Genomic DNA, 23,043 nt, shown 5'->3' with positions numbered 1-23,043 from the left:
GTGTATACCACGTGACGGGCGGGATAGCCGTATTCGGCCATCCTGACACCAGACCGTCATGCAGCCTTGCTAGTTCTGGGCGGGTCATGACCGGAGGCACGCGATGAACAGCACCGTCCTGAGCTCCCAACCCGTCGGCTCCCCGCAAACCCGCATGATCAGCTTCCTGGCGGGCGCCGGTGTCCTCCTTGCCGCGGCCATTTACGTGGGATCGCAACTGGGTCACGACCTGACCGTTGCACCCGCTAGCCCCACCTTCGAATACGTGCTGCTGGGTATCGCGCTGCTGATTGCGCTGGGCTTCGAGTTCGTCAACGGATTCCACGACACGGCGAACGCGGTGGCTACGGTTATCTACACCCGTTCACTGCCGGCGACATTCGCCGTCGTATGGTCCGGTAGCTGGAACTTCCTTGGCGTGCTTATCTCCAGCGGTGCCGTGGCCTATGCGGTGCTCCAGTTGCTGCCCATTGGGCTCGTGCTCAACGTAGGCACCGGCGTGGGCTTCGCCATGGTGTTCTCGCTGCTGATCGCGGCCATCATCTGGAACCTCGGTACCTGGTGGCTTGGTTTGCCATCATCGAGTTCGCACACCCTGATCGGTTCGATCATCGGCGTGGGCGTGATGAACCAGATGATGAACCCGGGGGATGCCAACGCGTCGGTGGACTGGAGCCAGGCCTTGAGCGTGGGCAAGTCGTTGCTGTTCTCGCCCCTGATCGGTTTCGCGCTGGCGTACCTGTTGTTGCTCGCGCTGAAGACGTTCGTCAAGGTGCCGGAGCTTTACCAGGAGCCGCATGGCGACAAGCCGCCGCCGTTCTGGGTGCGCTCGCTGCTCATCCTCACCTGCACCGGCGTGTCGTTCGCCCACGGTTCGAACGATGGCCAGAAGGGCATGGGCCTCATCATGCTGATCCTTATCGGCACCGTCCCCAGCGCGTATGCGCTGAACAAGGCAGTGACCAGCGGCGAGACACAGACCTTCGTGTCAGTCGCACACCATGCGAGCGAGACCCTGTCGAAGTACGCCAGCGGTACGCAGCCGGTCGCGAACCCGCGCGCCGAGATCGAGCACTACATCCAGTCGCATGAGGCTACGCCGCAGGCCCTCCAGGCATTGACCCAGCTTACGGCCACGATTGCGGATCAGGTCGCACAGCGTCCGTCGCTCGCCGATGTGCCGCAGCACGAGGTCAACAACGTTCGCAACAACATGTACCTCAGTTCAGAGGCGCTGCGCCTCATGGCCAAGGACAAGAAGCCGGCGTTCTCACCCGAGGACCAGGGCGTACTCGATAACTACCATGGCCTGCTCGACAAGGCGACCAAGTTCATCCCGACCTGGGTGAAGGTGGCGGTTGCTATCGCCCTGGGCCTGGGCACGATGGTGGGCTGGCGGCGCATCGTGCGCACGGTCGGCGAGCGGATCGGCAAGCAGCACCTCACCTACGCGCAAGGGGCGTCCGCGGAAGTCGTGGCGATGCTGACCATTGGCGCGGCCGATCGCTTCGGTCTGCCGGTGAGTACCACGCACGTGCTCTCGTCCGGTGTGGCGGGGACGATGACTGCGAACGGCTCCGGCCTGCAGTGGCCTACGGTGCGCAACATGCTGCTTGCATGGGTGCTTACCTTGCCCGTGTCGATTGCCCTGGCAGCTGGTTTGTTCTGGCTATTGCGGCACGTGTTCTGAAGCGATGCAAGGCGTCAGCCTTGCTTTAAAAGCGCCATCAGGTCGGCTTGTATGTTCGTCGTGTACACGTCGAGCGGCAAATCGTTCGGCATCACGTCGAACGGATCTTCGATCTGGTCGCCCAGGGCATCCAGCCCGAAGAAGGTGTAGGCCAGGATCGCCACCACGACGGGGGTAAACCAACCCATGACGCCGACGAGGCAGAACGGCAGGAAGAAGCAGTACACATGCACCGATCGGTGCAGCAAGAGGATGTACGAGAATGGGATGGGCGTATTGCTGATGCGTTCGCAGCCTGCCAGTACGTGAGACAGCTGGCTTACCTTGCTGTCGATACTGGCAAGCAGTATCGGATCCGAGCCTTCCGCACGCGACGCATCAGCGAGCGCGACGCCTAGCCGATGCACCAGGAATGCGGGTCGGTTGGGGGCGGCAAGCGCCTCATCAGCAAGGCGTGGCGCGAGCCATGTGGAGAGTTCAGGCGCGGGGTCCGTGTCGCGCAGGTGGTGGCGCAGCGCGTGGGCGAACGCGATAACCATCCCGATGAGGGTGGCGCGCTCGGCCGCGGAAGCTCGCGGCAGGAAGGCCGTTACCTGTCGCGCGAGGTCGCGCCCCACGGTGACGAGTTCGCCCCAGAGATTGCGCGCCTCCCACCAGCGCTGGTAGGCCACCTGGTTGCGAAAGCCAAGAAAGATCGCCAGGGTCAGGCCCATTAGCGTGAGTGGCGTGGCATTCAGGCCGCCGCTGAACCAGCCGTACTTCAGGTCAAGCACGGCCACGACCAGCGATAGCGCGACGGCATAGAGCACGCGGCGCAGGATCACCGGCATGATCGTGCCGCGGTAGGCAAACAGCAGGGAGCGGATGCCGGGGGTGCGGGTACGGGTACGGGGTGTCATCCCGTTATCGTACGCCCTCAGGTTCCGGCGTCTTCGCTCTTCTTGCGGCGGCGTTTTGGCGCAGGCTGGGCCAGCAGGGCCTGCAGGTAGGCGATGCCTTCCTCCTCCGGGAACCAGGAGATCACATCGGCCACGCTCAGCTTGTAACTGACACGCAGGGCGTCAAAAGCCACCCGCGCATCAGCGAGGGGGTCGACACGAACAGTCTTCGGCCTGCCGGGCTTGCGCTTCTCGGGTCCCGATGCGGCAGGCGCAGCGACGGGTGCCGGGGAAACGGCTTTCTGGCGGTCGAGCGCGGCGAGTTCGTCCTGGAACTGTCTGAAATCGTATTTGCCGGACGAATTCATCACTTCAATCTGTGGCGGCGAGGGATCCCATTGTGGCATGGGTAGATGTCGGCAATTTGAGAATCGGGGACATCTCCTCCGCGGATCGTCTCACCCCGGGGGCCTTCAGCCGCCGCGAAAGGTCACGACGAGCACATCGCGGTGCGAGGCTTGCGCCGGATCGAGCGGGGTGACGGGGGTGACGCCGTGGAACACGCGCGGGTCATGGATCAGCGCGGCATCGAACGGCCGGGCCAGGGTGAACTCGCCTAGCGCGGTGCCATCGGGCGCATGGATCGTGGTCGTGCCGCTGGCAATGTTCTCGCGATCCACCAGCAGGACCAGGACGTAATCAACCCCGTCACGGTGGCTGCCCTCCGGCGTCGGTTCGCCCGCGGCACCGGCGGTCGCCTCGATGCGGAACTGGTGCACCTCGATATGCCAGTGCGGCACATCGGGCGAGAGGCCGCCGAAGAAGTCACGGCAGAAGCCCAGGATGGCCTGCATGGTAGGGCCGGCGGCGATCTCCGGGAGCACGGGTTCGAACCAGCGCTGGATATCGCCCTGCAGCGAGTTGTAGCTGCGCGCCTGGAAGTGGGCCTGGTGCGGGCGCTGGTCGATATGGCCGAAGCGCTCCGCCGAATACGTGGCATGCCGGCGCCGGCGGAAGCGGCCCGTGGCCGCAAGGTAGGTATCCGGCTCGAGCGCGTTCCAGCTGGCGGCGAACGCTTCCCAGTCGGCCAGCGAAGCCACGTGGCTCACCAGATCGCGCATGGTATCGCCCTGTACGAAGGCGAAACCCTCGCCGTGCACCTGGTCGTGGAGGGTCAGTTCGGTCGCTTCGAGGGGGGCGTTCATTCGCGCAGTATACGCCCGCCCCATGGGGCGGGGCTGCGGCAAAACGCATCAAGGCGGTGCGCTACAGGGTCTTCAGCAACTGCGGCTTGTTGAGCGCCGCCAATAGGGGCGCGTCCCTGCCGTAGATGTCGTTCTTGTAAGCCAGCTTGCCCGTGTCGTCGATGTCGACGGTCCAGTAGGCGAGCAGGATGGGGACCTTGGTGGGCAAGGTCACGTTCTGCGTCTTGCCGGTGGCAATGCGCTCATCGATCGCATGGCGGTTCCATTTCTCATCATCGTTGAAGAGGAGCTGCACGAGGTCCAGGGGGTGTTCCACGCGGATGCATCCGGAACTGGTATCCCGCTTGGCTTTGGAAAAGAGTTCCTGGTGCGGGGTGTCGTGCAGGTACACCGCAAACGAGTTCGGGAAACGGATGACCACCTGGCCCAGCGAGTTGCCGGGGCCGGCATCTTGCCGCAAGGTGACGCCGCCGGGCCTGGACCAGTTCACGCTGGCGGGGGAAATGGCATTGCCGGCGCTATCGAGCACCCGGATCCGGTTGTTCGCAAGATACGAGGGGTTCGCGCGGATCTTGGGGATCACATCGTTCTTGAGGATCGTGGGCGGAATGGTCCAGGTCGGGTTGAATGTGATGTAGGTGATGTCCGATCGGAAGATAGGCGTGCTGCGGTAAGGCTTGCCCACTTGCACGCGCGATTTCCAGATGGGGTTGCCGTCGCGGTAATAGGTGACCCGGAAACCCGCGACATCCACGACCACGAAGGTGCCGGGCAGGGCATGCAACAGCCAGCGTGCACGCTCCATGTTTGCGCGCACCTGGCCTATCCGCTGGGTGATGGAGACGTTGAGGGCGGCTAGCGTATCCGCGCCGACGGCCCCATCCACGTCAAGGAACTGATCCCCCTGGAAGCGCTTCACGGCATCGGTCACGGCGGTGTCGTAGTGCTGCCCGTGTTCCAGCGACGCATCGAGGTAGCCCCCCGCGACGAGCCTGGCGCGCAACGCGCTAACGCGTGGATCGTTCATGCCGGGCTTCAGTGACGGGCCATCGGGCACGGTCGGCCAGTCACCGTTCGCGGCGGTGGCGCGGAGCTGGGCCAGGCCGTCGCGAAGCTGCGCATACAGCGGGTTCTGGGGGCGCGCCATGGCAAACGCCTGTGCCACGGTGTGCTCGTTGATCGAGCCTTCGATCATGGCGAGACCCTGCTGGGGATCGATGGCCACCGGGTCAATATTCCAGACCGGATCCAGCCGGGTGGGATCCACCTTTCCCCGGGCCAGCTGGACCAGGGCGGTCATGTACGCGCGGGTTGCCGTGAGGTCAAAATCGGCATGTTGGGCGGGGCTGGCGTCCTTGAAGCCGGGTGCTTGCCAGATATTCCGTAGCGCATCGAGCCCGTAGTCCTGCGGCAGCAGGCCGTCTCCCTCCATGCCCGCCAGGCCAGCGAACAATTGATCGACGTTATCGCCATCGGCCCACGCGGGCGCGTAATGGCGCTGCGTGTAGAAATCGGCCAACGCCTGGCCAATGGCGGCATCCTGGCGGCTCAGGGGGCCGCCTTGTAGAGGGGCCATGGCCAGGATGCGGGCATAGATCGCCTGCGCGACGGCGTCGTCCGGGGCCGGGGGCTGCGGCACGGTGACACTGGCGGATGATCCAGGGGCCGGGGCCACGATAGGGGGTGGATTGGCCGCCGAGGTCGGCGCAGGAGGGGTCTGTGCGTTGCCGCACAAGGGCAGGGCCGCTCCCATGAGGAGCACGGCCAGCATGCCGGGATGCCGCTTTTCCATAGTCATTATCTATTGCTTCCAGTTTTTTCTGCGGTGATTCCTTCACCCTTTCACATATATGAAGGGCACAGATGTGACGATGTTGTGGTCAGTAAATGATCACCACGTTAGGATCGGTCCATCTGTAGTTCCCCCGGCTGGCCTGATGATTCGATCGATTCGTACGCTTATGGCGTCCGCACCGCTCCTCGGTGTGCTCGCTTTCCTCCCGCTCCAGGCTCATGCCGCCGATTCGCTCGGTGCCGCGCTGGCCAAACTGGCTCCCTCCGCTGATCCGAAAGTCATTGGGCTTGCTGTCCAGGCGGCGGAGTGCGCGCAGAGCCAGGGTGGTACGCCCTCGAGCCGCCTTGCCGTCATCGATTACTCGAAGCCGTCGTCGCAGCCGCGCCTGTGGGTGTTCGATACAGTGAACCGCAAGCTGCTGTTCCAGGAGTTGGTGGCGCATGGCAAGAACAGTGGCGATGGCAGCAGCACGAAGTTTTCGAATGCACCGAACAGCCTGGCCTCGAGCATCGGCCTGTTCCGCACCGAAGACACCTACATGGGCAAGAATGGTTATTCGCTGCGCATGGAAGGGCTCGAGCCGGGTGTGAACAGCAACGCGTTGGCGCGTGCGATCGTGATCCATGGCGCCGCGTACGTGAGTGAAACCATGGCGCGCGCGGCTGGCCGTATCGGCCGTAGCTGGGGCTGCCCGGCGGTGAGCACCGCCGTGGCGCACAAGCTGATCGATGCTTTGAAGGGCGGGCAGATGGTGTTCTCGTACTACCCCGACCAGAAGTGGCTGGCCTCGTCGAGCTACCTGAAATGCAGCGCCAACCAGCTTGCCAGGGCGGACGCCACGGCCGCCGTGCACGCCGGGACCTGATCCCGGTGCGCGCTCTCGGCTAGAATCCCGGGAACCTCACCGTGGAATCCAGCATGAAACACGTTCTTGCGATCGCCGGCTGCATCCTCCTGGCCGGCTGCGCCACCAGCGGCATGAAAGACACCCTGCCCAAGCTCAGCAGCAAGACGGGCAAGAGTGTGCCGGCCTACGTGCAGTGCGTCGTGCCCAAGTGGCAGGCCCTCACGAAGGATGCGAAGGGTGACGCGAAAGACGACAAGGGCGTGGTCACGGCCAGCGATGATGGCAAGCACGAGCGCCTTGAAGTCACCGCCAATGGTTCTGGCGCGCAGGTGGTGATGTACGAGCTGCAGAAGATGAAGAAGGGCTCGGAATACGACAGCCGTTTCCGCGACGAAGCGATCAGCTGCCTGTAAGCGAAGCATTTTGGGCGCACTTGCGCGTCATGGGGTGTGGCAAGTACCCATCACGCGCAAGCGCGCTCCTACAGGGGTTCGACCAGGTCGGGGGTGTCGTTCTTTGGCGAGCCCACCGCCTTGGTGACCGGGTAATACACCAGATCGGGTTCGTTCGCGGCCTCCAGTAGCGTCATCGCGACATCTGCCGGCGCGAACAGCCAGTCTTCCCACGCATCCGGCGCAAGGATCACCGGTTGGCGATCGTGGATATCGCCGCCGACCTTGCCGGGCTCGCCCGTGATGATGGTGTAAGTGCGCATGGGTTCACCGTCCGCGCCGCGCCAGATTTCCCACAGTCCCGCGAACAACAACAGGCTCCCGTCCGGCGGACGGATGAAGTACGGCTGCTTGCTGCCTTTCTCGCCTTGCCACTCGAAATAACCGGAGGCCGGTACCAGGCAGCGGCGTTTCCTGACCGCGGCGCGGAATGCCGGCTTTTCGGCGAGGCCTTCGCGGCGCGCGTTGATCATGCGGGCACCGATCGATGGGTCTTTCGCCCAGGACGGGATGAGCCCCCAGCGCAGCAGTCCCGTTTCGGCGTGGCCTTCCTCGTGGCCAGTGACCACCAGTGCCCGCTGGGTGGGGGCGATATTGAAGTGATCCTCGCGCTGGTTGATCTCACTGGAGAGGTCCAGTTCAAGGCGCTCGAGCACGTCGCGGGCTTCCCGAGACATGCTGGCCGGCCCGTAGGTGGCGTAGCGTCCGCACATGGGACCGAGCATAGCGCCTGCGCCCATTTACGGGGATGCCGGGGCGTCCGGGCGAGCGCCGGGGCAGGCGGGGCTGGGCCCTTGCCAGCCCGCGTGGGCGGGGCCACACTCGCCCGGACCTTGGGGGAGGCATGCATGGCCCGTTTGCTGATGATCGGCCTACGTCTGGTCGCGGGGAGCGACGATGCCGCGCTGGTTGACCTGGTGCGCTCGGCCCTCGTCATCGCGCGGTCGAAGGGTTACCTCAGTGAGTTTCCCGCGAGGCTCGCCCGCACCGAAGCCGGCACGCTGCTGCTCCTTGCCGAGCTGGTGTCCGTGCGCACCGTCGATGCCATGGACGAAGACCCTGAGCTGCAGGATGTGATCATGCAAATATCGGCGCTTGCCGAATCGTTCCCACTCCATTCGCTGGTCGAGTTCAACGCGAACCGGGTCACGTTCGAGACCCTCGGCGCCTAGCCGGACACTTTTTTTCCCTGGCGTTCGCGCGCTTTTTATATGCACCTTGCTGCACTCATCCTCCCGACAGCTGGCGGAGCGTGCCATGGGCCATGACCTGGACGAAGAAACCCGCATCGACGTGGAGTGCCTGCGCGACAGCAGTGTCCACGATGTGCCGCGGTACACCTGGGATTACCGGGTGTTTGCACGCGACGGAACCACGATCATCGATACCAGCGACAGCGGTGGGGTGTCTTACGAGTCGCAGAAGATGGCTCTCTCGGAGGGCTGGCGCATGGCCCGGGAATCGCTGCACCGGCTGGAGCGCTAGGCGCGCACGGGGCGGGCGCCGCGGGCCTGGGCGATCGCTTCGAGCAACTGGGCGCGATCGAATGGCTTTTCGAGGAAGACGGCGCTGGGCGGAAACGGCGCCAGGTCCTCGGGCACGCGGCTGGACACTACGACGATCGCGGTTTTCGGCCGCTCGCGCAGCACGGCCTGGAGCAGGGCGGTCCCGCGTCGTTCGCCCGGCGTATCCGCGTGGATAACCAGCAGGGAGAGGTCCGGCATGTTCTGGAACGCGCGTTTTGCGTCGCGGTACGTCACGGTCGCGCGCGCGGCATAGCCCTCGAATTCCAGGGCCACGGCCACGGTTTCCGCCACGAGGCTGGCTCGGTCGAACACAAGGGCGTCGGGGCGGGGGCTCATGGAGGCAGTCTAGATCTGATTGGCGTGCAAGGGGTGACTTATTTGCCGCCCGCCTCGGGTGGCCATCCGGCGTTGACCGCCTTGATCCGGGAGATCATCTCGCGCACCTCCTCATCGCGGTCGGCGATGCGTTTTTCCTCGGCCGCCCGTTGCGCGGCATAGTCGTGGTTCGTGCCCTGGACGGCATCGTTGACCAGCCGGCAGGTGTCCTCGATATGCGCCGCCCGGGTGTGAAAGCCGAGCCGGTCGGCGATGATTTCCATGCGCAGGCCGGGTTGGGTCTGTTCAAGCGCACGCGCCCGGACCTGGAAAAACTGCTGCCACTCGCGTTCCGGGGCGCCACTCAGAATCGCCTCAACCCGCGGGATATCCGGGCGGTCGAACTGGCCGATGTCGTCGGTGGCTTCGAACGATTCGATGTCGATCCAGTCGCGGCTGGCCATGGTGGGCTTTTCCTGAGGGGCGTGGGGGCGGCATTGTTCGGTGCGCCGCGTGGAGGCCACGTCACGGCACTTCACTCGGGTTGCACACTTGCGAAAGAATGCTGGCCAGGTCCCCCAAGGAGTTGCACGCCATGCGTTACCTCGCCATTGCCGGCCTTGTCCTGCTCACCGGCTGCGCCACCCAGAACGAACGCCACGTCGGGATCCACGATGTCCTGTCCAGCACCACGTTCGCCTACCAGAACCCGTCCGATGGTGATGCCACGCTGACGATCGTTCGCGACCAGGGTCTGTGGGGCGCGGGCTGCTCCAGCGCCATCTACCTGGATGACAAGGTGGTGGCGGATATGGAGATCGGCCAGCAGCTGGTGCTCCACGTCCCCTCGGGTAGCCGCAAGCTGACCGTCATGCCCCATGGGGCATGCAGCAGCGACCGGGTCGATGCGGATGCCACGGTGGGCCAGGGCGAAACGAAGACCTTCTCCATCCCCGCCAGCGGTGAGGGCCTCGCGGCTGCGGCAGCGGCCCAGCCCAAGGCCTGATTCATCACATAACGCTTGTCATTGGCGACGCGAAGGCGCAAGAATCCGGCTATTCGCATCGCGTCGCCAGACGGGAGTTCCGTGACATGCACCGGCGCATCGTAGGCCAGTATTGCGTGGAGGTACGCACCCTTCGCAACCCCGTGGGGCTCTGGAAGGCGGCCTATATCGTGGAGCTGGCCCACGCCGGTCCGCGTGATTTCGTGATGATTACGCTGCTCGAGGAATTCCTGGACGAGCGCGCCGCCGTGGACGCGGCCATGGAGAAGGGCTGCCAGCACGCCAACTGGCTTGCCGCCGCCCGCAATGCCTATTCCGGCTGACGCGCCGGCCACGGTCGCCTGGCCATAGCTCCTCTGCCAGGTCACCTTGCCGCCCCAGCCAGGGCGGTCGCAGGATTTGAGACTTAGTGGGGCCATAAACGGGGCCCTCTCTCCGTACGCCAATCCGCCATGGCCGCTTACCTGCAAGCAAAGCGCAACGACGAGGCCGATGCGGCACTCGCGACCCACCACGATGGCCGTACGCTGGCGCATCGGTTAACCGACAAATACGGCGACCGGGTCTCGTCCGCCTTTACCGTGTTCGGGCGGGAAGGCCGTTTCGTACCGTTGCCGGCCGACCTTCCGCCGGCGCTGGCTGCCGCGCTCACTGCCCGTGGCATCGAGCGGCTGTATTCGCACCAGCAGGAGGCGTGGGAAGGTGCCCGTGCTGGCAGGCATGTGCTGGTCGCGACGCCCACCGCCTCCGGCAAGACGCTCTGCTACACGCTGCCGGTGGTGTCTTCGGTGCTCGAGGCGGGCGCGAAGGCGCTCTACCTGTTCCCCACCAAGGCCCTGGCGCAGGACCAGGTCGCCGAGCTGCTGGATCTGAACCGGGCGGGGGACCTGGGCGTGAAGGCGTTCACCTTCGACGGCGATACCCCCGGCGATGCGCGCCAGGCCATTCGCCTGCATGGCGATGTGGTGGTGAGCAACCCCGACATGCTGCACCAGGCCATCCTGCCGCACCACACCAAGTGGGCGCAGTTCTTCGAGAACCTCAGGTACGTGGTGATCGATGAAATCCATACCTACCGTGGGGTGTTCGGCTCGCACCTTGCCAACGTGCTGCGCAGGCTCAAGCGCATCTGCGCCTTCTATGGCGTGCGGCCTCAATTTGTCTTGTGCTCGGCCACGATCGGCAATGCGACGGCGCATGCCGAGGCATTGATCGAGGATGAGGTGCTGACCGTGGCGACCAGTGGGGCACCCAGCGGCGACAAGCACGTGTTGCTATGGAACCCGCCCGTGGTGAATCCCGACCTGGGCCTGCGCGCCTCGGCCCGTTCGCAGACAAACCTGATCGCCCGCGTGGCGATCAAGGCGAAGATGAAAACGCTGGTATTCGCCCAGTCACGCTTGATGGTCGAGGTGCTGACGAAGTACCTGAAAGACGTGTTCGATCATGACGGCCGCAAGGCGCCGCGGATCCGCGCTTACCGTGGCGGCTACCTGCCCACGGAGCGCCGTGAGGTAGAGCGTGAGATGCGCGCTGGCAACGTGGATGGCATCGTGTCCACGTCAGCGCTGGAACTGGGTGTCGATATCGGCAGTCTCGATGCGGTCGTGCTTAATGGTTACCCCGGCTCGATCGCCGCCACATGGCAGCGCTTTGGCCGAGCGGGGCGCCGGCAGCAGCCATCGCTTGGGGTGCTCGTGGCCACCAGCGCGCCGCTGGATCAGTACCTGATGCGGCATCCGTCCTTCCTTACCGAAGCCAGCCCGGAACACGCGCGCATCCAACCCGACCAGCCGCTGATCCTGCTGGATCACATCCGCTGCGCGGCGTTCGAGCTGCCGTTCGTGGGCGCTGAGCCCTTCGGCCCGAACGATGCCGAACCGTATCTGCAGGTGCTGCAGGAATCGGAAGTTCTCCACCGCGAAGGTGATCGCTGGGAATGGATTGCGGACAGCTATCCGGCCAATGCGGTGAGCTTGCGCGCCGTGGCCGATGGCAACTTCGTGGTCGTCGACCGCACCGAAGGGCGGCAGTCGATCATCGCTGAAGTGGATTATTCGGCGGCGGCGCTGACCTTGTACGAGGGTGCGATCCACATGATCCAGAGCGTGCCGTACCAGGTCGAACGGCTGGACTGGGAAGGCCGCAAGGCCTACTGCACGCGCACGCGGGTCGATTACTACACCGACGCCATCGACTACACGAAGCTCAAGGAGCTCGAGTGTTTCGACGGGGCGACAGCGGGCGAGGGTACGGCGCGGCACGGCGAGGTACACGTCGTTCGTCGCGTTTCGGGCTACAAGAAGATCCGCTATTACACGCACGAGAACATCGGGTACGGGCCGGTGAACCTTCCCGACCAGGAGTTGCACAGCACGGCCGTGTGGTGGCAGCTGCCGCAGGGGCTGCTTGATAGCGTATTCGGTTCGAGGCAGCAGGCGCTGGATGGGTTCCTGGGCGCGGCGTACGCCTTGCACACGGCCGCCGTCGTCGCGGTCATGGCGGAGCCGCGTGACCTGCAGAAAGCCGTGGGTTCGGGAGATGGCGGCTGGTCGGCGCAGGTTGATTCGGGCGGCCGTGGACAGATTCGTGCGCCGGATGGGTCGCTGGCCCTGGCCGATGCGTTCGAACGATTCCTCCCCACGGTCTACCTCTACGACAACTTCCCCGGCGGCGTGGGATTGAGCGAGCCGTTGTTCCGCCGCGCGCCGGAACTCGTGCGTCATGCGTTGATCACTGTGATGGGCTGCGAGTGCAAGGCGGGCTGTCCGGCGTGTGTTGGCCCTGTACTGGCCGCGGATGAGCATCGTGATGAAACGCCGCGGGCGCTGGTCGCCAGGGTGCTCCAGCTGCTCGGGGGCAGCGCGTGAGCGACCTTGCGGCCAGGCTCGCGGCGCTGCGTAAACAAGCGGGTGCCCAAGGGGTGGGCGGATCGTCGGCCACGGCCGGCGCCACGGGGTCCATGAAGTCTCAGGGCACCGGCCCTTCCGGCGTGGCCGCGAGGAACCCAGGTGGACCCGTGGATCTGGCCGCCTTGCGCCGCATGGCAGGCGTGCGTGAACGCCTGGGCATGGTCAGGCCGGTGGCGCCACGGCCCATGACGCGCGACGTTCCGGGTGAAGAGATTTCACCCGGGTTGCGTTACCTCGAATACACCACGGCCTGGCCTGAGCCGCCGGTTGAGTTCGACCTTTCCTTCGCCCGCCTGGCGACGGCCCGCCGCGAGCATTTGCTGCACTTCGATACGGAAACAACGGGGCTGGCCGGCGGCACGGGCACGCGTGCCTTCATGATCGGTGCCGCGGATTGGCATGGGGGCCAGCTGCGGGTGCGCCAGCTGTACATGACCAGCATGGCGGCGGAATCGGCCATGTTGACCGCGTTTGCCAGCTGGGTCGGAACCCATACGGTGCTCGTCAGCTACAACGGCAAATCCTATGACGCACCGTTGTTGGCGACCCGCTACCGTCTGGCCCGTATGCCGAACCCACTCAGCGGATTAACCCACGTCGACCTGCTGCACCCGATGCGCCGCCGGTTTCGGCATGTGTGGGAAAACTGCAAGATGCAGACGGCCGAGCGCAAGCTTCTGCGCATCGTTCGCGAAGATGACTTGCCGGGCTCCGAAGCTCCGCGCGCCTGGCTGACCTACCTGCGGGGCGGCTCGTCTGCCGACCTGGCGCGGGTGGCTGCGCACAATCTGCAGGATGTGCGCAGCCTGAGCGGACTGTTGGTCGAAGCGCAGGGCTGGGCGGCACAGGATGCGCACGCAGCTTCGCCGGCTGGTAACGAAAAATAGACGCCGGGCCGCGCAGGCTTCGGGACGGACTGAACGCCCGGAGACGTGGCAATGAGCGAACCGACCAAGCCTTGCGACCACACCGGTTGTGGCTGCCAGGTGCCCGTATCGCGTGAGTATTGCAGCGAGGCCTGCCGCATGGCGGCAGAGACGCAAAACGTCGGTGGCACGTGCGAGTGCGGCCATGCCGCCTGCCAGCAACGACACTGACGCGGAGGAGGCGGATGTGATGACGAATGACGGTAAACAGGAAACCCCGGGCTACAAGGAAGATAACCCGAAGCCGCGAACCGGCAAGGAACACATCCCGGGGGAAGGCCACCCGAAGGAGCACCAGAACATGCCCGAGAAGAAGCCGGGCAAGCAGGGTAGTTGAGCTGCGGCGCCCGTGAGAGGGTGATCGCACGCAAGCGCGCTCCTACAGTTGCCGCTCCGCCGCAACGGTGGCTCTTGTAGGAGCGCGCTTGCGCGCGATTCAGTCCGCGATCAAGCCGCCTTGCGCAGCAACCCACCAATCCCGGCGACCGCGGTCTCAACCGCTTGCGCCTTGTGGTCATCGCTCATGGCCACGCCTTCGGCGCGGACGAACTCGATATCCGTGACGCCCAGGAAGCCCAGTACCGCACGCAGGTACGGCTCCTGGAAATCCATGCCAGCGGCCGGGCCAGCGCTGTAGATACCGCCGCGGCTGGAGGCAATGATGACGCGCTTGCCGCCGGCCAGGCCCTCGGGGCCGTTCGCGGTGTAGCGGAAGGTCTTGCCGGCCACGGCGATGCGGTCGATCCAGGCCTTCAGGGAGCTGGTGATGCTGAAGTTGTACATCGGGGCGCCGATCACGACGACATCCGCCGCCAGGAATTCTTCCATGACCTTGGCCGCTTCGGCGGCGTTCGGGTCGTCTTCACCGGCCGGCAGGCCCCAGTGGGCGAGCGGGGTGGCATGCAGGTCGCGGTACGTAACCTCGGTGCCCGGGTGATTGTTCACGAACTCCGAGACGATGGCCTGGGTCAGGCCGCGCGAGACGGAATGGGCGCCCAGGGCGCTGGCGTCGATGTGCAGGAGTTTCATGGCAGGTCCTCGTTTCGTCGGTCCCGCGGTGAGCGGGAATGGGAAAAAGGTACGCCTCGGACAATCACTTGATTAGTCGGCATGGAGTAGACTGATTGTTCCGGATAGGAAACGACCGAGGCATGCCCCGATGGAAGGCGCCCTGCAAGACCTGAACGACCTGTATTTCTTTGCCTCCGTGGTCGAGCACGGCGGCTTTTCCGCTGCTGGACGCGCGCTAGGGATTCCCAAATCGAGGCTGTCCAAGCGGATTGCCCAGCTGGAGGACCGTTTGGGCGTACGCCTGCTCCAGCGCACCACGCGCCGTTTCGTGGTCACTGAGATTGGCGAGCGCTTCTACCAACACTGCCGGGCGGTGCTTGAGGAGGCCAAGGCAGCGCAGGACGCTGTCGACGAGCTGCGCACCGAACCGCGCGGCATCGTCCGGATCAGCTGCCCCATCTCGATCGCCCAGAACATCGTGGGGCCCATGCTGCCGGCCTTCATGCTGGAACATCCGAAGGTGCAGGTTCGCCTGACCGCCACCAATCGAAGGGTGGATTTGATCGGCGAGGGTTATGACGTAGCGGTACGTGTGCGCGAGAAGCTGGATACCGACGCGACCCTGGTCTTGCGCAGCATTGGTTATGCGCGCAGTTTGCTTGTGGCCAGCCCGAAGTTCCTGGATAGCCACGGCCGCCCGAAATCGCTCGAAGAACTCGCCCAACTGCCCGCGCTCAGCATGTACGAGCACGAGGGTGCCCAGGTATGGGAGCTGGTCGATTCCAACGGCAAGAAGGCAGCGGTGGAGGTGAAGCCGCGGCTGGTCAGTGGCGATTTCACGGTGCTGATCGCCGCCGCGGTGCAGTGCTGCGGCGTGGCACTGCTACCGGAAGATTACTGCGCGCCCATGCTGAGCACGGGCCAGCTGGAGTGGGTGCTACCCGAATACACCACGGCCCAGGGCACGCTGCATTTCGTCTACCCGAGCCGCCGCGGCCTGCTGCCGGCCGTGCGCAGCTTCGTGGATTTCCTGGCCGAGCGGCTGCCCAAGGCGCAGGCCGAGTTCCACAAGGATTGCGAGAAGGTGGCGGCCGACCCGGCCAGCCGGGGCGCGGTTGCCATGCGCCGCATGTTAGGATCGGAAAATGCGGCCGCGTTTGGCCGTCCAAACGAATAAGGGCGTTCGATGCAGATCGAAACCAAGCTTCCCAAGGTCGGTACGACCATTTTCAGCGTCATGAGCCAGCTTGCGCTGGAGCACAAGGCCGTGAACCTGGGCCAGGGCTTTCCGGACTTCGAGCCGCCGGAACCGCTGCGTGAAGCCATCACGCGCGCCATGGCCGAAGGCAAGAACCAGTACGCGCCGGGCGTCGGCATTCCGAAGCTGCGCGAGCAGATCGCCCTGAAGACCGAGCGGCTGTATGGCCACCGGGTGAGCCCGGATACCGAAGTGACCGTTACCTCCGGCGCGACCGAGGCCTTGTTCTCGGCGATCGCCGCCGTCGTGCGCGCGGGCGACGAAGTCATCGTGTTCGACCCGTGCTACGACAGCTACGAGCCGGCCATTGAGCTGCAGGGCGCCGTCGCGGTACACATCCCGCTGGAACTGCCGTCGTTCGGCATCAACTGGCAGCGTGTTCGCGAGGCAATCACGCCGAAGACGCGCATGATCCTGATCAATTCACCGCACAACCCGTCGGGTGCCGTGCTGTCGCGCGCCGATCTGGATGAGCTGGCGGCCATCATCCGCAACACGGCCATCGTCGTCCTTTCGGACGAGGTGTACGAGCACATCGTGTTCGATGGTGCGGATCACCAGAGTGTGCTGCGCCACGAGGAGCTTGCCGCGCGCAGCATCGTGGTGTCGTCGTTCGGCAAGACCTACCACTGCACCGGCTGGAAGGTCGGTTACGCCGTGGCCCCGAAGGCGCTCACCGCCGAGTTCCGCAAGGTGCACCAGTACCTTACGTTCTGCACCTTCAACCCGGCGCAGTGGGCCTTCGCAGAGTTCCTCGAGTCCACGCCGGCGCATTACCTGGAGTTGCCTGCGTTCTACCAGGCCAAGCGCGATCGCTTCCGTGAGCTCCTGGCGCCGTCGCGGCTGAAGCTGCTCGACGTGCCGGGTGGCTACTTCCAGCTCGTCGATTACAGCGCCATCCGCGATGTGGATGACATCAACTTCAGTGAGTGGCTGGTTCGCGAAGGTGGCGTCGCCGCCATTCCGCTCAGCCCGTTCTACGAGACGGCGCCGGATACCCGCCTGGTCCGCCTGTGCTTCGCCAAGAACGACGCCACCATGGAAGCCGCCGCGGAGCTCCTGTGCAAACTCTGACCGTCTCGCTTGTCCAGGGCGCCACCCGCTGGCATGACGCGCCGGCCAATCGCGCGTATTACGGCGGCCTGGTGCGTAGCGCGCCGCAAAGCGATCTGTTCGTTCTGCCGGAGACGTTTCTTTCGGGGTTCACGAATGACACCCTCGGCAATGCCGAGACGATGGATGGCGAGAGCGTCGCCTGGCTGCGCGCACTGGCTGCTGAAGTGAACGCGACCATCACCGGTAGCCTGGTAATCCGTGAAGGCGAGACGGTCTACAACCGCCTGATGTGGGCCTCGCCGAACGGGGATCTGGCGTACTACGACAAGCGCCATCTGTTCCGCATGGCTGGCGAACATACCCGTTACGGCGGGGGCCGCGAGCGCCTGATCGTAGAGCTGAGGGGCTGGCGGATCCTGCCGCAGGTTTGCTACGACCTGCGTTTCCCGGTGTGGCTGCGCAATGGCCGCAATGAAACGGCCGCCGGTGGCATGGATTACGACCTCGCGCTGTTCGTAGCGAACTGGCCTTCGCCGCGGCGCGGGCCGTGGCGCACGCTGCTGCGCGCCCGGGCTATTGAAAACCTGGCATACACCATTGGCGTGAACCGGGTGGGCGTGGATGGCAATGACCACCCGTACGCCGGCGATAGCGCGATCATCGATCCGGTCGGCGAGCCGCTGGTGGAGCTTGGCCCTGTCGAGCAGGTCGTGACGGTAAACATCGATCCGGCGCCGCTACTTGCACACCGCGAGCGCTTCCCGGCGTGGATGGATGCCGACCCGTTTTCGCTGAAAGCCGATTGATCGTGTAGGAGCGCGCTAGCGCGCTCCTACAAGAGCTATTTTGCCGGAGCGAACGGAACGGCTGGGCCGATCTTCGCGACCTTGCGCCATGCGGCCAGCTTGTCTTCGATGCCCGTGCCGATGTCGATTTGCGGCTCCGACGGTGTGACCGCATCGCGCTTTTCCCAATCGGCGATATCGACCTTCGCCTTGTTGAAGGCATCGACGAAATCCGGCGTCGCGTTCAGGCCATTCTCGAGCCAGGCGTGGCCGAAGTAGGTGATATCCGAATCCGTGCCGCAGCCGAACGAGGTGCGATCGGTACGCGCGGAGGCCAGCACCAGTGTGCCGTTACCACGTAGCTTGGGCAGGTAACCACCCGAATAGCAGGCATTGACCACCACCACCTTCCAGCGGAAATCGTGTTTGGCCAGGATCTGTGCCAGGCCATCCGGGTCGAGCTGGTCGAGTGGAATTGGGTCCATGTCCACCAGCAAGCTGTGGTCACTGCCGCCGTGCGTGGCGATGTAGACGAGAAGGATGTCTTCCTTCGGATTCATGACCTTGGCCAGGCCATCCACGGCGCCTTCCAGGTTGGTCCAGCTCGCCAGGGGATGCGACGAGAGCGTGGCCGGGTTGTTCTCCAGCACCAGGGTGTGCGCCGGGCTGCCGAAACGCGTGGTCATCAGCTTGTCGACGTACTCGGCTTCATTGCGGAAGACATCCTCGGACCCATCCGCGCCAAATGCCACGGCATAGACGTTGGGCTTGCCTGGCGTCCGCTTTGCCAGCCGACCAAGCGCTGCCTGCAACGCGCCTGGCTGAGCAGCGAACACCTGCTCCGGCGAGGGAGCGTCCTGCGGCCAGCTATCCACATCGAGTTGGGCGCCCTGATCGTCCCCGGCATCGCTCTCGGCGTCGGCATCGGGGGCGGTGGAGGACGGCGCGGGCGCAGACGCCGCCACGGCGACAGTGGCGCGCGCCGACGTTGCCGACGCGGAGGGTAGTGCCGCCGTGGAGGCCGGCGATGGGGCGACCGGCGCCACGCCCGTCACGACGGGCCGGGGCCCGAAGTTGAGTATCGCTGCCGTCAGCAAGGCCCCGGCGATAAAGCCCGCCAGCGTGTAGATAGCCGTGCGGCGGCGGGGATCAAGGCTGGATGGCATTGAAATCCGCCACGGCCGGGTGGCCTGCATCGATCATGGCTAGCGGCGGGCGCAGGAGGTGCGTGGTGCGCATGCCGGCTTCGCGCGCGGCGTCCAGCTCCTCGCGGATATCGGACAGGAACAACACCTGGGCGGCCGGGAGGCCAATGGCCTCCGCGATGCGGCGGTAGGAGTCCGGGTCGCGCTTATGACCTGTCTGGGTGTCGAAATAGCCTGAGAACAGGGGCGTGAGATCGCCGCTTTCGCTGAAGCCGAACATGAGCTTCTGCGCGGGCACGGATCCCGAGGAGTACACGTACAGCTTCAGTCCCTGGTCGTGCCACGTCTTGAGGCGGGTCGCGACCTCAGGATACATATGCGAGACGTACGCCTTCGCCTCGTAGCCTTCGCGCCAGATCATGCCCTGCAGCGCCTTGAGCGGCGTGGCCTTGCGGTCTTCATCGATCCAGCGGATCAGCAGGTCGATGACCTCCGTGCGCGAGGCCTCGACGATGCCCGCTTCCTTTGCCGCCTCGTGCAGCCAGTGCTGCACTTCCGGCTCGTCTGCGTGGGTTTCCACGAAGGCGGGCAGGTGTTGCCGGGCGTAGGGGAAGAGCACGTCCTTTACGAAATCAATCGAGCTGGTCGTGCCCTCGATGTCGGTGAGGACGGCGCGGATATCGGACATGGGGTAAAGCCTGCGGATCGGGGAGAGCCGCAGGATAGCCGAGCCGGGCGCCCTTTACGACGCGCTGACGGCCGAGGGGTGGGGATCCATGCGCGGGAAACGCTCGGCGATGTCCTCGCCGGTGAAGCTCGCGACCCAGCCCTCGATATTCGTGAAAAGGCGAATGGCCACGAAGTAGGGCGAGGCGCTCATGTCGAACCAGTGGCGTGTGCCGTCCGGCACGCCGATGAGGTCGCCCTTCTCACAGAGCACCTCGAATACCTTGCCATTCTTGTGCAGGGTGAACTGGCCGGCACCGGCGACGAAGAAGCGCACTTCATCCTCGCTGTGGGTGTGCTCGTTCAGGAACTTCGAGCGAAACGCAGCGCGGTCCGGGTGGTCGGGCTTGAGGCTGATGACGTCCACGGCCTGGTAGCCGTTCTCTTTCATCAGGCGGTCGATATCGCTGCGGTACGCCGCGATGACGTCCTCCTGGCTGGCGCCGGGCTGGATCGGCTGGCTGGCCTCCCACTGTTCAAAACGCACGCCAATGGCATTCAGCTCACGGGCGATGTCCGCATGGTCGGTGAGCGTGATGAGCGGGGTGTGGTTGGTTTCGTCGTAAACGCGCAGACGGCTCACGGGGAAAGCCTCCGAAGGTCAAGTTCGCAGCCCAGCAGGAATTCGAGGGCCTCGAGGTGGCGGCGCGTCTCGGCCATGTCACGGCCCCAGGTATAGATACCGTGGCCGTTGATCAGGTAGGCGTAGAGCGGCTTGCCGCTGTCGATCCAGGCGTCGACCTGGGCCTCGAGCTCGGGCATGTGCTGGGTGTTGGGGAAAACAGGGATATCGAGCACGCTTTCGTGCGTGGTGTAACCGGAGATGGCCTTTTGCAGCTCCCAGCCCTCCAGGTGCACACGGCCTTCGCTGGCAAACAGGCGCGAAGCCACGCTCTGCGTGCGCGAGTGGGTGTGCAGGACCACGTTGGCGTCGGGGTAGCGCTTGTAGATCTGGGTGTGCAGCCCGGTTTCCGCGGAGGGGCGCGCGTCGCTGCCCACGGCCTTCCCATCCATGTCGACGACCATGATGTCGTCGCGTCCCAGCTTGCCCTTATCGCGCCCCGAGATCGTAATCGCGGCAAGGTCGTGGTCCAGGCGCATCGAGAAGTTGCTGCTCGTGGCGGGTGTCCAGCCGAACGCGGCCAGTTCACGGGCGGCATCCGCAATGGCATCCGCGCGCGAGGCGAGCAGGGCGGGATCGATGTGGTCGAGGGTTTTAGTCATGGGTTTGGACGTCTAAATCAAGGGGCGACTATACCATGGGGGTATTTCAGCGCCGGTGCCGCGCGATTTCGCGAAAATGCGAACCATTCCGATTTTACGATTTGCGTAGGATGCAGGCATCCATCGCAGAAGGCTGATCCATGTCGAACAACGACCATGACAACATCGAGGGCCGCCGCCGTTTCCTCAAGGCCGCCGCTGGCACGGTAGCCGCCGCCACGGTCCTCGGCGGGCTTCCTCGCCGGGCCGGGGCCCAGGACCTGCCACACCTTTCCCCCTCGGACCCCACCGCCTCGGCGCTGAAGTACGTTGAAGATGGCAGCAAGGCGCAGGGCAAGAAGGCGCCCGGCGATGCTTGTTTCAATTGCAACTTTTACCAGGGCAAGGCCGGGGCGGCCTGGGGGCCGTGCCAGCTGTTCCCGGGCAAGGCGGTTGCGGCGAAGGGTTGGTGCGTGTCTCACGCTGTCATGATCTGACGCGGGCCCACGGCTCCACAAACAGAAAGGCCAGCCCCGGGGCTGGCCTTTTCATTGGGTGGAACAAAATGCTGCCCAAGCGCGTCAGGCTGAGGAGCTGACCCGCCTGACGCGCCGGGCGGCAATCCGGGGCCCACTGCCAAGTGATTTACCCACGGAACCGGGATCATACTCCCCTCGGGGCGCGACCGGCCAATGGCAGTTAAATGACGATGATGTTTTTGCGCCTTCTGTCGCAAAAACAATAACATGGGTGAAATTGTTAAACCGATGTTGTAGGAGCGCGCTTGCGCGCGCTGGCCGCGTCAGGAAGACCGTCGAAGCCGGCTGTGACGGAAGCTGTAGGCGAAATACACGATCACGCCGAGCACCGTCCACACACCCATCAACACCCAGTTGCGAATACCCATCGACCACAGCAGGAAGATGCAGCTGAGCACGCCGAGTGCGCACGTTAGTGGCGCGAACGGAACACGGAACGAGCGCGGAATATCCGGCGCGGTGCGGCGCAGAATCAGCACACCGATGCACACCGCGCTGAAGGCGACGAGCGTGCCCATCGAGGTGAGATCGCCGAGCAGGTTGAGCGGGAACACCGCAGCGAGCGCAGCGATGCCCACGCCCGTGATCACGGTGTTGAGGTGCGGCGTGCGGTACTTCGGGTGGATGGTGGTGAACACTTTCGGCAGCAGGCCGTCGCGTCCCATGATCATGAAGATGCGCGGCTGCGCGATGATCATCACCAACACCACCGACGAGAGGCCGATCAGTGCGCCAACTTCCACGATGCCGCGCAGCCAGCTGAGTTCGGGATGGTTGCGGATGGCGGTGACGACCGGCTCTGCCGTATCCAGCTGCGAGAACGGCACGAGGCCCGTCAGCACGGCAGCCATGGCGATATACAGCACGGTGCAGATGCCCAGCGAAGCGAGCGTTCCGATCGGCATGTCGCGCTGCGGGTTTTTCGATTCCTGGGCCGCGGTGGATGTGGCTTCGAAGCCGATATAGGCGAAGAACACCATGGACGCGCCACGCAGGATGCCCGGCCAGCCGTACTTGTCGCCGCCCTGGTTTTCGGGAATGAACGGGTGCCAGTTGCTGGTATCGATGTGGCTTGCGCCCACGATGATCACCACGATGATCAGCGCGACCTTGAGCAGCACCATGGCCATGTTCAGGCCGGTGGATTCCTTGATGCCGACGTAGCAGAGCCAGGTCAGCGCAAGGGTGATGCCGACCGCAGGCAGGTTGAACAGCGCGCCGGTGGTCACCAGGTGCCCATCGACGAAATCCAGCGGCGCATTGGTGAGCGCGGGCGGGATGTGGATGCCGATATGGTCGAGCAGGCTGACGAAATAGCCTGTCCAGCTCACCGCCACGGCGGAGGCGGAAACGCCGTATTCGAGAATGAGGTTCCAGCCGATGAACCAGGCGGCACCTTCGCCCAGCGTGGCGTAAGCGTACGAATAGGCGCTGCCCGAGACCGGGATCAGCGAAGCGAACTCGGCGTAGCACAGTGCGGTGAACACACTGCAGATCGCCGCAAGGATGAACGACAGGATGATGGCCGGGCCGGCGTGTTCCGCCGCGGCTACACCCGTGATCACGAAGATGCCACCGCCGATCACCGCGCCAATGCCGAGCGCCGTCAGCCCCCAGGGCCCCAGTGTCCGGCGCAGGGCAGGGCCATGGGCATCATCGGGTTCGGCTTGCGGGCTTTTCTTGGCGAGTAGCTGTTTGAGCATGGAGGGCTCGGATCGAAGTGACGAATGGGAGGATAGCTGCAAAACAGGGAAGGCCGGCGAGTGAT

Annotated in this window: 27 protein-coding genes; 14 read left to right on the top strand and 13 right to left on the bottom strand. The window is 64.8% G+C overall.

Translation table 11 applies throughout. The features are described from left to right. Positions 1 to 103: 103 nt before the first annotated feature. Positions 104 to 1,690: an inorganic phosphate transporter gene (locus L2Y97_RS11565; protein WP_247426457.1), complete on the top strand. Its 1,587-nt coding sequence runs from the start codon at positions 104 to 106 to the stop codon at positions 1,688 to 1,690. A gap of 14 nt (positions 1,691 to 1,704) precedes the next feature. On the opposite strand, the gene L2Y97_RS11560 is transcribed toward L2Y97_RS11565, so the two are convergent. The 4 genes from L2Y97_RS11560 to L2Y97_RS11545 all read right to left on the bottom strand — a co-directional run bounded on the left by L2Y97_RS11560 (position 1,705) and on the right by L2Y97_RS11545 (position 5,571). Further along, a complete protein-coding gene (locus L2Y97_RS11560) occupies positions 1,705 to 2,589 on the bottom strand; it encodes a bestrophin family protein (RefSeq protein WP_247426454.1) in 885 nt (294 codons plus the stop codon). A gap of 17 nt (positions 2,590 to 2,606) precedes the next feature. Further along, on the bottom strand, positions 2,607 to 2,936 hold the full coding sequence (locus L2Y97_RS11555; RefSeq protein WP_247426452.1) for a 2-hydroxyacyl-CoA dehydratase: 330 nt from the start codon (positions 2,934 to 2,936) through the stop codon (positions 2,607 to 2,609). Between the two features lie 105 nt (positions 2,937 to 3,041). Further along, positions 3,042 to 3,773 (bottom strand): 2OG-Fe dioxygenase family protein, encoded by a 732-nt coding sequence (locus L2Y97_RS11550; protein WP_247426449.1) that lies wholly within the window; start codon positions 3,771 to 3,773, stop codon positions 3,042 to 3,044. 61 nt (positions 3,774 to 3,834) lie between these two features. Then, the gene (locus tag L2Y97_RS11545) at positions 3,835 to 5,571 is read right to left on the bottom strand and encodes a L,D-transpeptidase scaffold domain-containing protein (protein ID WP_247426446.1); all 1,737 of its coding nucleotides are present in this window, start codon (positions 5,569 to 5,571) and stop codon (positions 3,835 to 3,837) included. Positions 5,572 to 5,734: 163 nt separating this feature from the next. Between L2Y97_RS11545 and L2Y97_RS11540 the strand changes: the two genes are divergently transcribed. Further along, entirely contained in the window at positions 5,735 to 6,433 is a 699-nt protein-coding gene (locus L2Y97_RS11540) for a murein L,D-transpeptidase catalytic domain family protein (RefSeq protein ID WP_247426443.1), read from the top strand. A 53-nt stretch (positions 6,434 to 6,486) separates the two neighbouring features. Beyond that, positions 6,487 to 6,828 carry a hypothetical protein gene (locus L2Y97_RS11535; RefSeq protein WP_247426440.1) on the top strand — a complete coding sequence of 114 codons (342 nt, stop codon included), beginning with the start codon at positions 6,487 to 6,489 and terminating at the stop codon, positions 6,826 to 6,828. 68 nt (positions 6,829 to 6,896) lie between these two features. On the opposite strand, the gene L2Y97_RS11530 is transcribed toward L2Y97_RS11535, so the two are convergent. Beyond that, positions 6,897 to 7,580, bottom strand: coding sequence for an SOS response-associated peptidase (locus L2Y97_RS11530; protein WP_256452097.1), 684 nt, complete (start codon positions 7,578 to 7,580; stop codon positions 6,897 to 6,899). Between the two features lie 135 nt (positions 7,581 to 7,715). Between L2Y97_RS11530 and L2Y97_RS11525 the strand changes: the two genes are divergently transcribed. Then, the gene (locus L2Y97_RS11525) at positions 7,716 to 8,039 is read left to right on the top strand and encodes a hypothetical protein (protein ID WP_247426436.1); all 324 of its coding nucleotides are present in this window, start codon (positions 7,716 to 7,718) and stop codon (positions 8,037 to 8,039) included. 85 nt (positions 8,040 to 8,124) lie between these two features. Continuing rightward, complete coding sequence (locus L2Y97_RS11520; RefSeq protein ID WP_247426434.1) at positions 8,125 to 8,352, top strand: hypothetical protein; 228 nt, start codon at positions 8,125 to 8,127, stop codon at positions 8,350 to 8,352. Here L2Y97_RS11520 and L2Y97_RS11515 read toward each other — a convergent pair. Both L2Y97_RS11515 and L2Y97_RS11510 read right to left on the bottom strand, forming a co-directional pair. Beyond that, complete coding sequence (locus tag L2Y97_RS11515) at positions 8,349 to 8,729, bottom strand: DNA-binding transcriptional response regulator (RefSeq protein WP_247426432.1); 381 nt, start codon at positions 8,727 to 8,729, stop codon at positions 8,349 to 8,351. The two genes, L2Y97_RS11520 and L2Y97_RS11515, sit on opposite strands and share 4 nt — an antisense overlap. Before the next feature lie 38 nt (positions 8,730 to 8,767). Beyond that, complete coding sequence (locus L2Y97_RS11510; RefSeq protein WP_247426430.1) at positions 8,768 to 9,172, bottom strand: hypothetical protein; 405 nt, start codon at positions 9,170 to 9,172, stop codon at positions 8,768 to 8,770. A 131-nt stretch (positions 9,173 to 9,303) separates the two neighbouring features. Between L2Y97_RS11510 and L2Y97_RS11505 the strand changes: the two genes are divergently transcribed. The 5 genes from L2Y97_RS11505 (at position 9,304) to L2Y97_RS11485 (ending at position 13,889) form a co-directional block, all read left to right on the top strand. Next, positions 9,304 to 9,714 carry a hypothetical protein gene (locus L2Y97_RS11505; RefSeq protein ID WP_247426428.1) on the top strand — a complete coding sequence of 137 codons (411 nt, stop codon included), beginning with the start codon at positions 9,304 to 9,306 and terminating at the stop codon, positions 9,712 to 9,714. Positions 9,715 to 9,800: 86 nt separating this feature from the next. Continuing rightward, positions 9,801 to 10,037: a hypothetical protein gene (locus L2Y97_RS11500; protein WP_247426427.1), complete on the top strand. Its 237-nt coding sequence runs from the start codon at positions 9,801 to 9,803 to the stop codon at positions 10,035 to 10,037. A 129-nt stretch (positions 10,038 to 10,166) separates the two neighbouring features. Continuing rightward, entirely contained in the window at positions 10,167 to 12,584 is a 2,418-nt protein-coding gene (locus tag L2Y97_RS11495; protein WP_247426426.1) for a DEAD/DEAH box helicase, read from the top strand. Positions 12,585 to 12,733: 149 nt separating this feature from the next. Next, on the top strand, positions 12,734 to 13,513 hold the full coding sequence (locus tag L2Y97_RS11490) for a ribonuclease H-like domain-containing protein (RefSeq protein ID WP_343218369.1): 780 nt from the start codon (positions 12,734 to 12,736) through the stop codon (positions 13,511 to 13,513). A 184-nt stretch (positions 13,514 to 13,697) separates the two neighbouring features. Continuing rightward, on the top strand, positions 13,698 to 13,889 hold the full coding sequence (locus tag L2Y97_RS11485) for a hypothetical protein (RefSeq protein WP_247426424.1): 192 nt from the start codon (positions 13,698 to 13,700) through the stop codon (positions 13,887 to 13,889). A gap of 110 nt (positions 13,890 to 13,999) precedes the next feature. Here L2Y97_RS11485 and L2Y97_RS11480 read toward each other — a convergent pair whose 3' ends face one another. Beyond that, positions 14,000 to 14,581 (bottom strand): FMN-dependent NADH-azoreductase, encoded by a 582-nt coding sequence (locus L2Y97_RS11480; protein WP_247426422.1) that lies wholly within the window; start codon positions 14,579 to 14,581, stop codon positions 14,000 to 14,002. A gap of 130 nt (positions 14,582 to 14,711) precedes the next feature. Here L2Y97_RS11480 and L2Y97_RS11475 point away from each other — a divergent pair, with 130 nt between their 5' ends. The 3 genes from L2Y97_RS11475 to L2Y97_RS11465 are packed head-to-tail and all read left to right on the top strand — an operon-like array spanning position 14,712 to position 17,683. Then, positions 14,712 to 15,740 (top strand): LysR substrate-binding domain-containing protein, encoded by a 1,029-nt coding sequence (locus L2Y97_RS11475; RefSeq protein ID WP_247426419.1) that lies wholly within the window; start codon positions 14,712 to 14,714, stop codon positions 15,738 to 15,740. A 9-nt stretch (positions 15,741 to 15,749) separates the two neighbouring features. Beyond that, positions 15,750 to 16,895, top strand: coding sequence for a pyridoxal phosphate-dependent aminotransferase (locus L2Y97_RS11470; RefSeq protein ID WP_247426417.1), 1,146 nt, complete (start codon positions 15,750 to 15,752; stop codon positions 16,893 to 16,895). After that, on the top strand, positions 16,883 to 17,683 hold the full coding sequence (locus L2Y97_RS11465) for an amidohydrolase (protein WP_247426414.1): 801 nt from the start codon (positions 16,883 to 16,885) through the stop codon (positions 17,681 to 17,683). Before L2Y97_RS11470 ends, L2Y97_RS11465 begins: the two co-directional genes overlap by 13 nt. Positions 17,684 to 17,718: 35 nt before the next feature. On the opposite strand, the gene L2Y97_RS11460 is transcribed toward L2Y97_RS11465, so the two are convergent. Genes L2Y97_RS11460 through L2Y97_RS11445 form a run of 4 tightly spaced genes read right to left on the bottom strand, consistent with a single transcriptional unit; the run spans position 17,719 to position 20,757 of the window. After that, entirely contained in the window at positions 17,719 to 18,828 is a 1,110-nt protein-coding gene (locus L2Y97_RS11460) for a C13 family peptidase (protein ID WP_247426411.1), read from the bottom strand. Continuing rightward, entirely contained in the window at positions 18,812 to 19,495 is a 684-nt protein-coding gene (mtnC, locus tag L2Y97_RS11455; RefSeq protein WP_247426408.1) for an acireductone synthase, read from the bottom strand. The genes L2Y97_RS11460 and mtnC overlap by 17 nt, the downstream gene beginning before the upstream one ends. 54 nt (positions 19,496 to 19,549) lie before the next feature. Then, positions 19,550 to 20,116 carry a 1,2-dihydroxy-3-keto-5-methylthiopentene dioxygenase gene (locus L2Y97_RS11450; protein WP_247426405.1) on the bottom strand — a complete coding sequence of 189 codons (567 nt, stop codon included), beginning with the start codon at positions 20,114 to 20,116 and terminating at the stop codon, positions 19,550 to 19,552. Further along, the gene (locus L2Y97_RS11445) at positions 20,113 to 20,757 is read right to left on the bottom strand and encodes a methylthioribulose 1-phosphate dehydratase (RefSeq protein WP_247426403.1); all 645 of its coding nucleotides are present in this window, start codon (positions 20,755 to 20,757) and stop codon (positions 20,113 to 20,115) included. Before L2Y97_RS11445 ends, L2Y97_RS11450 begins: the two co-directional genes overlap by 4 nt. A gap of 140 nt (positions 20,758 to 20,897) precedes the next feature. Here L2Y97_RS11445 and L2Y97_RS11440 point away from each other — a divergent pair, with 140 nt between their 5' ends. Further along, positions 20,898 to 21,233, top strand: a complete 336-nt coding sequence (locus L2Y97_RS11440; protein ID WP_247426400.1) for a high-potential iron-sulfur protein — start codon at positions 20,898 to 20,900, stop codon at positions 21,231 to 21,233. A gap of 305 nt (positions 21,234 to 21,538) precedes the next feature. Here L2Y97_RS11440 and L2Y97_RS11435 read toward each other — a convergent pair whose 3' ends face one another. Then, on the bottom strand, positions 21,539 to 22,978 hold the full coding sequence (locus L2Y97_RS11435; protein WP_247426397.1) for an amino acid permease: 1,440 nt from the start codon (positions 22,976 to 22,978) through the stop codon (positions 21,539 to 21,541). Positions 22,979 to 23,043 lie beyond the last annotated feature (65 nt).

The organism is Luteibacter aegosomatissinici, assembly GCF_023078495.1.
Classification (GTDB): domain Bacteria; phylum Pseudomonadota; class Gammaproteobacteria; order Xanthomonadales; family Rhodanobacteraceae; genus Luteibacter; species Luteibacter aegosomatissinici.
Note: the sequence above shows the minus strand (reverse complement) of the source record. Positions and strands in the feature narration are given on the sequence as shown.

Bases quoted from the DNA above. Each gene is read 5' to 3' on its own strand.
- L2Y97_RS11565 (WP_247426457.1), top strand. From the start codon at position 104: ATGAACAGCACCGTCCTGAGCTCCCAACCCGTCGGCTCCCCGCAAACC.
- L2Y97_RS11560 (WP_247426454.1), bottom strand. From the start codon at position 2,589: ATGACACCCCGTACCCGTACCCGCACCCCCGGCATCCGCTCCCTGCTG.
- L2Y97_RS11555 (WP_247426452.1), bottom strand. From the start codon at position 2,936: ATGAATTCGTCCGGCAAATACGATTTCAGACAGTTCCAGGACGAACTC.
- L2Y97_RS11550 (WP_247426449.1), bottom strand. From the start codon at position 3,773: ATGAACGCCCCCCTCGAAGCGACCGAACTGACCCTCCACGACCAGGTG.
- L2Y97_RS11545 (WP_247426446.1), bottom strand. From the start codon at position 5,571: ATGACTATGGAAAAGCGGCATCCCGGCATGCTGGCCGTGCTCCTCATG.
- L2Y97_RS11540 (WP_247426443.1), top strand. From the start codon at position 5,735: ATGGCGTCCGCACCGCTCCTCGGTGTGCTCGCTTTCCTCCCGCTCCAG.
- L2Y97_RS11535 (WP_247426440.1), top strand. From the start codon at position 6,487: ATGAAACACGTTCTTGCGATCGCCGGCTGCATCCTCCTGGCCGGCTGC.
- L2Y97_RS11530 (WP_256452097.1), bottom strand. From the start codon at position 7,580: ATGTGCGGACGCTACGCCACCTACGGGCCGGCCAGCATGTCTCGGGAA.
- L2Y97_RS11525 (WP_247426436.1), top strand. From the start codon at position 7,716: ATGGCCCGTTTGCTGATGATCGGCCTACGTCTGGTCGCGGGGAGCGAC.
- L2Y97_RS11520 (WP_247426434.1), top strand. From the start codon at position 8,125: ATGGGCCATGACCTGGACGAAGAAACCCGCATCGACGTGGAGTGCCTG.
- L2Y97_RS11515 (WP_247426432.1), bottom strand. From the start codon at position 8,729: ATGAGCCCCCGCCCCGACGCCCTTGTGTTCGACCGAGCCAGCCTCGTG.
- L2Y97_RS11510 (WP_247426430.1), bottom strand. From the start codon at position 9,172: ATGGCCAGCCGCGACTGGATCGACATCGAATCGTTCGAAGCCACCGAC.
- L2Y97_RS11505 (WP_247426428.1), top strand. From the start codon at position 9,304: ATGCGTTACCTCGCCATTGCCGGCCTTGTCCTGCTCACCGGCTGCGCC.
- L2Y97_RS11500 (WP_247426427.1), top strand. From the start codon at position 9,801: ATGCACCGGCGCATCGTAGGCCAGTATTGCGTGGAGGTACGCACCCTT.
- L2Y97_RS11495 (WP_247426426.1), top strand. From the start codon at position 10,167: ATGGCCGCTTACCTGCAAGCAAAGCGCAACGACGAGGCCGATGCGGCA.
- L2Y97_RS11485 (WP_247426424.1), top strand. From the start codon at position 13,698: ATGCCGCCTGCCAGCAACGACACTGACGCGGAGGAGGCGGATGTGATG.
- L2Y97_RS11480 (WP_247426422.1), bottom strand. From the start codon at position 14,581: ATGAAACTCCTGCACATCGACGCCAGCGCCCTGGGCGCCCATTCCGTC.
- L2Y97_RS11475 (WP_247426419.1), top strand. From the start codon at position 14,712: ATGGAAGGCGCCCTGCAAGACCTGAACGACCTGTATTTCTTTGCCTCC.
- L2Y97_RS11470 (WP_247426417.1), top strand. From the start codon at position 15,750: ATGCAGATCGAAACCAAGCTTCCCAAGGTCGGTACGACCATTTTCAGC.
- L2Y97_RS11460 (WP_247426411.1), bottom strand. From the start codon at position 18,828: ATGCCATCCAGCCTTGATCCCCGCCGCCGCACGGCTATCTACACGCTG.
- mtnC (WP_247426408.1), bottom strand. From the start codon at position 19,495: ATGTCCGATATCCGCGCCGTCCTCACCGACATCGAGGGCACGACCAGC.
- L2Y97_RS11445 (WP_247426403.1), bottom strand. From the start codon at position 20,757: ATGACTAAAACCCTCGACCACATCGATCCCGCCCTGCTCGCCTCGCGC.
- L2Y97_RS11440 (WP_247426400.1), top strand. From the start codon at position 20,898: ATGTCGAACAACGACCATGACAACATCGAGGGCCGCCGCCGTTTCCTC.
- L2Y97_RS11435 (WP_247426397.1), bottom strand. From the start codon at position 22,978: ATGCTCAAACAGCTACTCGCCAAGAAAAGCCCGCAAGCCGAACCCGAT.